General features: G+C 58.4%; 7 protein-coding genes. 3 read left to right on the top strand and 4 right to left on the bottom strand.

Features of this window, described 5'->3' with window-relative positions; all coding sequences use genetic code 11:
• The first annotated feature begins 181 nt into the window (after positions 1-181).
• Both ABRP98_RS09000 and relB read left to right on the top strand, forming a co-directional pair.
• Positions 182-1,363 (top strand): hypothetical protein, encoded by a 1,182-nt coding sequence (locus ABRP98_RS09000; protein ID WP_349858810.1) that lies wholly within the window; start codon positions 182-184, stop codon positions 1,361-1,363.
• A 136-nt stretch (positions 1,364-1,499) separates the two neighbouring features.
• Positions 1,500-1,736 carry a type II toxin-antitoxin system RelB family antitoxin gene (gene relB / locus ABRP98_RS08995; RefSeq protein WP_349858808.1) on the top strand — a complete coding sequence of 79 codons (237 nt, stop codon included), beginning with the start codon at positions 1,500-1,502 and terminating at the stop codon, positions 1,734-1,736.
• Between the two features lie 1,235 nt (positions 1,737-2,971).
• Here relB and ABRP98_RS08990 read toward each other — a convergent pair.
• The 3 genes from ABRP98_RS08990 to ABRP98_RS08980 are packed head-to-tail and all read right to left on the bottom strand — an operon-like array spanning position 2,972 to position 7,250.
• Entirely contained in the window at positions 2,972-3,604 is a 633-nt protein-coding gene (locus ABRP98_RS08990) for a DUF3239 domain-containing protein (protein ID WP_349858807.1), read from the bottom strand.
• Complete coding sequence (locus tag ABRP98_RS08985) at positions 3,601-5,226, bottom strand: DNA repair helicase XPB (RefSeq protein WP_349858805.1); 1,626 nt, start codon at positions 5,224-5,226, stop codon at positions 3,601-3,603. The genes ABRP98_RS08990 and ABRP98_RS08985 overlap by 4 nt, the downstream gene beginning before the upstream one ends.
• Positions 5,223-7,250, bottom strand: coding sequence for a helicase-associated domain-containing protein (locus ABRP98_RS08980; RefSeq protein WP_349858804.1), 2,028 nt, complete (start codon positions 7,248-7,250; stop codon positions 5,223-5,225). Before ABRP98_RS08980 ends, ABRP98_RS08985 begins: the two co-directional genes overlap by 4 nt.
• 65 nt (positions 7,251-7,315) lie before the next feature.
• Here ABRP98_RS08980 and ABRP98_RS08975 point away from each other — a divergent pair, with 65 nt between their 5' ends.
• Positions 7,316-7,501, top strand: a complete 186-nt coding sequence (locus ABRP98_RS08975; protein ID WP_005279826.1) for a hypothetical protein — start codon at positions 7,316-7,318, stop codon at positions 7,499-7,501.
• A 46-nt stretch (positions 7,502-7,547) separates the two neighbouring features.
• Here the strand turns inward: ABRP98_RS08975 and ABRP98_RS08970 are convergent, their stop codons facing one another.
• Positions 7,548-8,168, bottom strand: a complete 621-nt coding sequence (locus ABRP98_RS08970; RefSeq protein ID WP_284610348.1) for a resuscitation-promoting factor Rpf1 domain-containing protein — start codon at positions 8,166-8,168, stop codon at positions 7,548-7,550.
• Positions 8,169-8,247: the final 79 nt, after the last annotated feature.

Below are 8,247 nucleotides of genomic sequence, written 5' to 3'. Positions count from 1 at the left end.
CTAAGCCTGTACACGCTGATGGTACTGCAACCGGGAGGTTGTGGGAGAGTAAGTCACCGCCGACACCAAACAACAAACAAACAACAAAATAAAGTTTGTACCGAGAGGGGCAAGCACACCGATTCCAACGGTGTGCTTGCCCCTCTTCTTCGTGATCCCAGAATTTTCTATACTGAATCCCATGAGAACTCTTGCACAGGCGGTAACCGGTCTTGTCCGGTCTAATGATCCCGATCTGAACAAAGGTGCCCGGGGCGTGTATTACAGTGACCGTATATATGAAGCCGCTGAGCTTTTAGAACAGGCAGAAGAGGATCCTGCACAACTTTCTGGGATCGTGCCGCCAAGTCCATCCGATATCGTGCTTGTTGGTCTAGATGCGGTAGAAGAGGTCCTCAAGACTATTCCTCGGGTCAATGACTACGCCCATGCCGTAAGGGATGCCGGCGAAGTCTTGGCGCGGGTAGTTTCCTCCGCGGCACAGCAAGCTAGTTATTCTGGTTGCGCTTTGGCCGACTGGTTTATACGAATGAATCAGATTCTCCCAACGGAAGAAATCGACCTCGACCCAGTCTATTTGGCACCTGCCTTTGGTGAAGAGGGGGTGGCTCGCATCCGTTCGTGGAATACGGCGGAGCAAGGTAGTGGATACGTGGGGCGTCGGTTAGCGGTACTAGAAGGAACTAGTGAGGCCGTCCTTCGTACCCATGGTCTCAAGGGAAGTGCGGCGTCGCGCTATGAGGAGATTATTGCCGGCCTTTGTGATATCGGCCGCTACGATCTTGCCTTCGATTGGTCCGAGAAGGCAGTTGGTGAGTGCGCCCCAGCGGAAATCCGAACTATCGCCTCGGGTTGGGCCGTACTTGCTAAGGAGCATTTTCCCGAACACTCGGAGCGCGTGGCTCGGAGTGTATTCGACACATATCCAGAACTGTCGTCCGCTCAGCAACTCTATGCTGCGGGCACCGACAAGGCGAATTCTGCGACGCATATACAAGCCACGTTGGCGGCGAAGCCGTGGGACTTAGCGATGTTCCAGCACTTGTGTCTTGAAGACCCTGGACTTGCCTGGAGAACCGTCGCAAAGGCGGGAATGGAACAGTCAATGGCGCAACGGTTCCTCGATGACCTCCCGGCGCAAGCTCTTCCCTTCGTTCGCGAGGATGTCGCAACTTATCTAGATTCGACTCGGGTTGGTCGCGACATGGGAATTGAGCTGCTGCAGGCCATGAAAGAAAAGTCGGCGGAACTAGGGGAGTCCTGGGATGCGGACTTCAACGCATTCTTGACAGACCTGCGCCGCCGCTACGCTGAGCGGCATGTCATCTTAAGGCGACTTTACGAGGTTTCCCTTATCGCTTGATTTGGCTACTGAGAAAACGCTCAATTCGTGACTATGAGTGTGCAGGAAGTCAGCAATACAACGTGACCACAGCAAAGCGCGGGCAATGCTCACGGGGTGGTGTACAAATCGCTTTACTTGTTGTAAACATGTTTACATGAGCGAGTCAGTAATTAGTTTGCGCGTTGACGCGAAGCAGAAAGAGCGCCTAGATGCGCTTGCTTCGCGGACTGGGCGGACTGGGGCCTTCTATCTTCGCAAGGTCCTAGATTCCTACCTAGATGAACTTGAGTATGTGTATGCGCTTGAAGCCGAAGCCGAAGCAGCCCGACGCGGAGAATTGGACACAATCTCGTTGCAGGACTTAGAGGACGAGTCTGGCTTGGTCGATTGAGTTCACCCCACGTGCGGCTAAGTCGTTCCGTTAGGTCGGACCAAACGGGGGTCAGCTCCGACTGATTTAGACGATTTTGGCCCTCCGCTTTGCTAACGCGCTTCGCGGTATTAAGAACGGCCTTCCGTAGGGGATTCCGACTACAAGGTGATCATGTTGCCCATCACGCTTGGCTTATTCGACTAGAATTATTGAAAACTATTTGCGACACTCTCGTAGATTAAACATTCTAAACAGGGCTATCTAAGCTGATTGCTATCAGCATTTTAGTCTTTGACGTGATTTGCATGTATCCACTTGCCGTCCAGTTGCAAATCTGTATACTTATACGTACACACACCACATCCGCTCACAATGAAAATTGTCATGGTGTGGTTTTCATTTTTATGGGGGTCAGATCCGTGCGCGCATTAAAGCTGTGCATGAGAAAGCCCGAACCATCGATAGGCTCGAGACGAATGCTAGTAGAGCACGGCAGTCATCGGGGAGTTGTTAATTATGGCTGTCTTGGCTTCTAACTCAGCATGTGAAGGGGAAACCTCGATAGGGGAGCTCTTACATCTAATTTTCGTATCATGGAAAATACGATAACTAAATCCAACCGTAACCGTCCCACCATCCCTCACTAACGCTTTGTCTCTTCCCCAGTGACAATTGCTTACGATCCCATCGCACTCAACGCGCGGGAACGTAAAAATCTTGTGGAACCACCAGCTCACCCAAGTTGGTTTGAAAACCGTGCGGATTTCACGGCAGTCCACAAAGTTCTCTACGTTTTTATCGTCTTCCAACTCTAGGTACCCTTTCTCAACAGGAATGGTCGAAGCAGGGGCCTGACCCCCGGACAGTGGACACGTCGGGGGTCAGGCCCGTCAGAGTAAGCTCTTCTACCGCAATATCGCTCTATATAGGAGCGGCTTGAGGTAACTCTGCTACTTGCCCGCGTGATTGCTACGGTGGCTGAAAGGTCATCATTACAACAGGATGCCCCATAAGAGTTAGAGCATTTCATGGATTAGTAATCCAGTGAATTTTTGCCAACACCACCTCAACATCAAAACCGACCGACGCGTCAACTACACCATGGACTCAGCAACCGGCACCGTACCTACCAAGTAGACCACACGAAGGGACCACTGGCCACCCACAACACACACTGGCACTACACCTGGAAGCAATTCTTAGACCACAAAAAGAAAAAGCACCAGAAACAATCTGGTGCTTGAGAGTCCTGACTAGAGGACGAGGAGGTCATAGCGGGTTGCTTTGACATCGGAAAGCCGCTTGCGGGCGCGCTCTAGGCGCTGCCATTGCTCTTGGGGGATGGATTTGCGGGCGATGGTGACGGTTTCAGCATCGGGAGTGCCCCAGGCAATGGGCATGGGGGAGATTTGCTGCCAATGCTCCTTATCGGAAGTAGAGCGCTGGCCGGACACGGCGGCCACCGGAACCTTGGTGCCAACCGTGCGTTGGACGCCGGGAATGGAGGACACCGTGCGCAGGCACGCGCCCCAGCGTGGGGGAAGGGACGGATCCACATTGGTATTTACCAAGGCAAGAAGGATCATGTCTCGCTCGTTGACCTGCGCGATGACTGCGGGAGCGAGCGGATAAGAATCATAGAGGGATTGCGCCGTTCCCACCTTGCTTGCGGCGGCGACGCCGACGATAGCAACGACGATGCCAAAGAGGATGAGCCCTAATCCCACGGTTATCCCCCAGGAAAAGCTCCACCATACGGCGGCGCCGGCGATGATTAGGATGAGGCCGAAGATAAGCCCGGATACGCGAAGGCGATTGGAATCGCGCAATAACTCGTTATTGGCCTTGGCAAAGGACTCGTCAACGTCGAACTTAAAGATCTTCATTGGCCTAAGTCTACTGCGTCCATGAGCCGGTAGGCATATCCTTGCTCGGCGAGGAAGCGTTGCCGGTGCATGGCGTAGTCCGCATCCAGGCTGTCGCGGGTGACTAGCGTATAAAAGAGTGCCTTAGTTTCCTTCGGGCGCAGTAGGCGGCCGAGGCGTTGTGCTTCCTCTTGGCGGGAACCAAAGGTACCGGAGACCTGGATGGCCAGTGCTGCTTCCGGCAGGTCAATGGAGAAATTGGCCACCTTGGATACGACGAGGATGGACAGCTCGCCCTTACGAAATTGCTGGAAGAGCTTTTCGCGCTTGGCGGTAGAAGTGGTGCCATCGATGACGGGGGCATCGAGGTGCGTGCCTAGTTCGCGAAGTTGATCCACGTATCCGCCGATGATGAGGGCTTGTTGGTTATGGGAGGCAAGGATCTTCTCGACGGCCCGGAGCTTGGCCGAGGCCTGTGCGGCGATGCGGTAGCGGTCGCGCGGCTGCGCGGTGGCATAGAGCATGCGTTCTTCCGGATCCATATCCACGCGGACCTCGATGCATTCCGCGGTGGCGATGTAGCCGGCCATTTCCAGCTCTTTCCACGGCGCGTCGTAACGCTTCGGGCCGATGAGGGAGAACACATCGCCTTCACGGCCATCCTCGCGCACGAGGGTGGCGGTAAGCCCTAGCCGGCGCCGCGATTGCAAGTCTGAGGTCATGCGGAATACGGGTGCGGGAAGCAGGTGGACCTCGTCGTAGATAATAAGGCCCCAGTCGCGGGAATCGAAGAGCTCGAGGGCGCGGTATTCACCCTTGGTTTTCCGCGTGACCACTTGATAGGTGGCGATGGTAATCGGCTTGATTTCCTTCTTCTCGCCGGAGTATTCGCCGATATCGTTTGGAGAAAGCGTGGTGCGGCGCAGGAGTTCGTCGCGCCACTGGCGGCCGGCGACGGTATTGGTAACCAAGATGAGGGTGGTGGATTGCGCCTTTGCCATGGCGGCGGCTCCCACGATGGTTTTGCCGGCACCGCAGGGCAGCACGACGACGCCGGAGCCGCCGGACCAGAAGGCATCGGTGGCGTATTCCTGGTAATCGCGCAGGTGCCAGCCGTCCTCGTTGAGTGAGATGGGGTGGGATTCGCCGTCGATATAGCCGGCGAGGTCTTCGGCGGGCCAGCCGGCCTTGAGGAGTTCCTGCTTGAGGCGGCCGCGTTCTGAAGGAGCGACGGCGATGGTGTTGTCATCGATGCGCGCACCAAGCAGTTTTCCTACCTTGCCGCGGGAGAGCTCGGTAAGGATGGCGGGCTCTTCTGATTCGAGGATGAGCCCGTGGGCGGGGTGGGCTTGAAGGCGGACGCGGCCGTAGCGTGACATGGTCTCGGCGACATCGACAAGCAGCGATTGCGGGACCGGGAACCGGGAGTAGGTTTCTAGGACATCGACGACCTGCTCGGCGTCGTGCCCGGCGGCGCGGGCATTCCAGAGTGCCAGGGAAGTAATGCGGTAGGTATGCACGTGCTCTGGGGCGCGCTCCAGCTCCGCGAACGGCGCGAGGGCGGTGCGCGCAGCGGCGGAATCTGGATGATCGACTTCCAGCAAGACGGTCTTGTCTGACTGCACAATCAGTGGTCCGTTCATGCGTCTAGGGTAACGGAGGTGATGCGGTGCAGGGGAAACCGGATGGTGGAGCCATCGGCGGCGCGGGCATCGATTTGGCCACCGGCGACGGTCAGTGGGGTGACGGTGCGGGTCTTGGTATTGCCATTTTTATCGGCGTAGCCAATGGTGATGGGGCGTGCGGTGCGCGCGGCGGCGTGGACCAGATCCAGGTTGGGCAGGCTCGGGGCCTCGCCGGTGGTGAGGTTGCGCAGCGCACGCGCGATATCCGGCGGCGCGGCCTGGGCGCGAGGGCTGGGTGTGGGAAGCGTTGCGGGCTCGGGCGCGATGGACAGGCTAGCGCCGTTTTCGTCCTCGGCAGCGGGGGAAAGGCCGTTTTCGCGCAGGCGCTCCAACAGCTCGCTGACGCGCAGCTGGGAAATCGCGACCGTGGGGGCCAGCAGGCGCAGCGGGGCGGCCTTCGCGGCGATCTGCAAGAGGGCTGGGTCCTCGCTGCGCAGGTAGGACAGGGCAGGGCCGGAGCGCAAGGTGCCGTGGCGCTTGGCGATGTCCTCGATGTGGAACGCCAGCGTATGCGGGACATCGCCATGCGCGGCGAAGAAATCGCGGATTTCCGTGCCCGTCATTCCGCGGTCGAGGCCGCGGCGAATGGAGGCATCGCTGATGCGGTAGACGCTGGCTAAGCCGGGCGATTCTAGATCCGCCAGGGACTCCAGGGTGTGGTGGGCCGCGGGCTCGAGGGGGCCTGGCACGAGCACGGTCATATCCGCCTGGACCAGGAAATAATCGATGGTGTCGGGGGTGAGGGAATCGGCGGCATCGAAGCCATCGATAAGCACGCTGGTGGCTCGCCCGAGCGCGATGGCGCCTATCCATTCGGCCTCGCGGTGCAGCTCCTCGATGGTCTCTGGGGAGGTGTGCGTTGCAAAAAGGGGAAAGGAAAAATGCAGATCCTCTTGAAACTCGGCCGCGGATAGCGGCTGCGCGGAGTGGAGATACACATCGAGGATATGCCGGCGAAACTTGGGCAGGCGGTCGGTGCTGGCTGCGAGTACCCGGCCAGATTCCCACGGGGTCCAAGGGGAATGCTCCCAGGCCACGAGGAGCACGCGCCACTGCGCGGCTAATCCTGCATCGAGCCACTCTTGGGCGGAATCGGTCGGCGCGAGGAAGTTTCCCTCGTACCCAGACGGTTCGCCGCGGTTGATAAGACGCGCAGATAGGCCAAGCGTAATCAGGCGGCGCAGTTCTGGTTCCGCGATGTCCAGCTGCTTGCTGAGCTGGGTAAGCGGGCGCACGCCGACGGTTTTATCTTTAAGGAGTTCGATCGGCCGAGCGCCGAGGGCAGAAATGAGCTGTTGCATGCCGCGCACCGCGGACAGACCCGCGGCAGTACCGGCGTCATCGGCCTTGCGGTCTGTGGTGGGCTGGCCGCGACGCGCGGAGGGCTCGGTGGGAATATGCGGGACGGTGTGCCCCTTCATCGCGCGGTGCACCTCGCGCGGCAGGCGAACGGTCTGGGAGTCGACGCGCTGTAAGAGCTGCTTGGCAATCAAACGCGGCACCGGGTGGGACGGATTGGTCTCTCGCGTGGTACCGATGCCATTGGAGCGCGCCAGGGTGGCAAGGACGTGGCGTTCGTCTTCAGGGAGGGCATCGATTGTCGCGGGTGATACATCGAGTTGATTAAGCAGTGACCAGCCCGTGGGGAGTGCGGGCATGACCTCTGGCGGGATTTGCACCGCGCCAAAGGCGAGGCCGCGTTCCTTGAGCTCGCGGGTGATGGTGGGGTTGCGGTCTTCTACCTCTGCAAGCTCTCCGCCGCGCTTGGCGATGTCCTCCAGCTCCGCCAACTGCTGTGCGTTACACTCTGCTAGCGCTCGGGCGATGGAGGTGCGCAAGAGGAGGCGCGTGGCTAGCGCCGCGATGGAGGGCGGCAGCGGGGTTAAAACATCGGGGCGGTGGCGAAGGATGGTGGCCAGTTCCTCTTCTGAAAGGGAATTAAGCCAGGTGCGAAAATGCGGGAGGTGGGAGGGCTGAGTCATGATAAATCACAATTTTAGCGCCCGATTGAGTTACGTTTTTGCCCGAGGTTTGAAATAATAAAACTATGTCGAATGAAAAGAATGGCTTTGTTTCCCCGGCGTGGCCGGACAATGAACACCGCGAGCATGCAATTACGGAAATTTCTGCGCCTTTTGCTGGTGCTTCCAGCCCCTACGGCGATGACTTGGTGCTGCCGATGCCGGCAGAGAAGTTGAACTACGTTCATCCTTATACCCGCATCAACCGCTAAAAAATTCCCCTTGCCGTGAAAGGCAAGGGGAATTTTTATGCGCTTGTTAGCGGCTGAAGTTCTCAACCAGCTGTGCAACCGGGTCGATGACGTTGCGGTTTGCGGAGTAGAACGCATCAAAGTCGTGGCGGTTGGCGTGGTAGAAGTCGGTGAACTGCGCCGGCAGCTGCAGGCCATAAGCGTTAGCGGTGTCCTTAACGAGGTTGTAGACGGCGTCTACAGCGAGCTCATCGGACTTGTTTTCTACTGCCTGCTGCACTGGCTGCGGTGTCTCAGCGGGTGCGGAAGGAGCGGTGCGCTCGGTCGGCGCGGAGTTCAGGCCAAGGGAAGCCGAGCACGCAGGCCATGCGCCCCAGCCCTGGTTAGCCAGGGTGCGCTCAGCGATGACAATCTGCTGCTCGCGGGTTGCCTGGTTAGCAGTAGGGGCGAATTCACCGCCGCCGTATGCCTGCCAAGTCTGCGCGTTGAACTGCAGGCCGCCGTGGTAGCCATTTCCGGTGTTGATGTGCCAGTCGCCGCCGGACTCACACTGTGCGAGGCGGTCCCAGTCAGAGTCAGGGGCAGCGGCGGCGTTCGGTGCCATGATGGCGGCGGCTGCACCCAAGGCAACGGTGCCTGCGGTGAACTTAGCGGCAAAGTGGTTAGTCTTAGCGGAGTGGCGTCCCATAAAAGTAGTCCTTTCCGTGGTGCCCGTTTTCATGGAAATGTTTTGCGCCTAGAAGAAAGGATGGGCGGGGAAACCTTCT

The sequence above is a fragment of the Corynebacterium sp. KPL2838 genome, from assembly GCF_040225455.1.
In the GTDB taxonomy this organism is placed as follows: Bacteria; Actinomycetota; Actinomycetes; order Mycobacteriales; family Mycobacteriaceae; genus Corynebacterium; species Corynebacterium rhinophilum.
The sequence above is the reverse complement of the archived record's forward strand: the minus strand, read 5'-3'. Positions and strand labels throughout refer to the sequence as shown.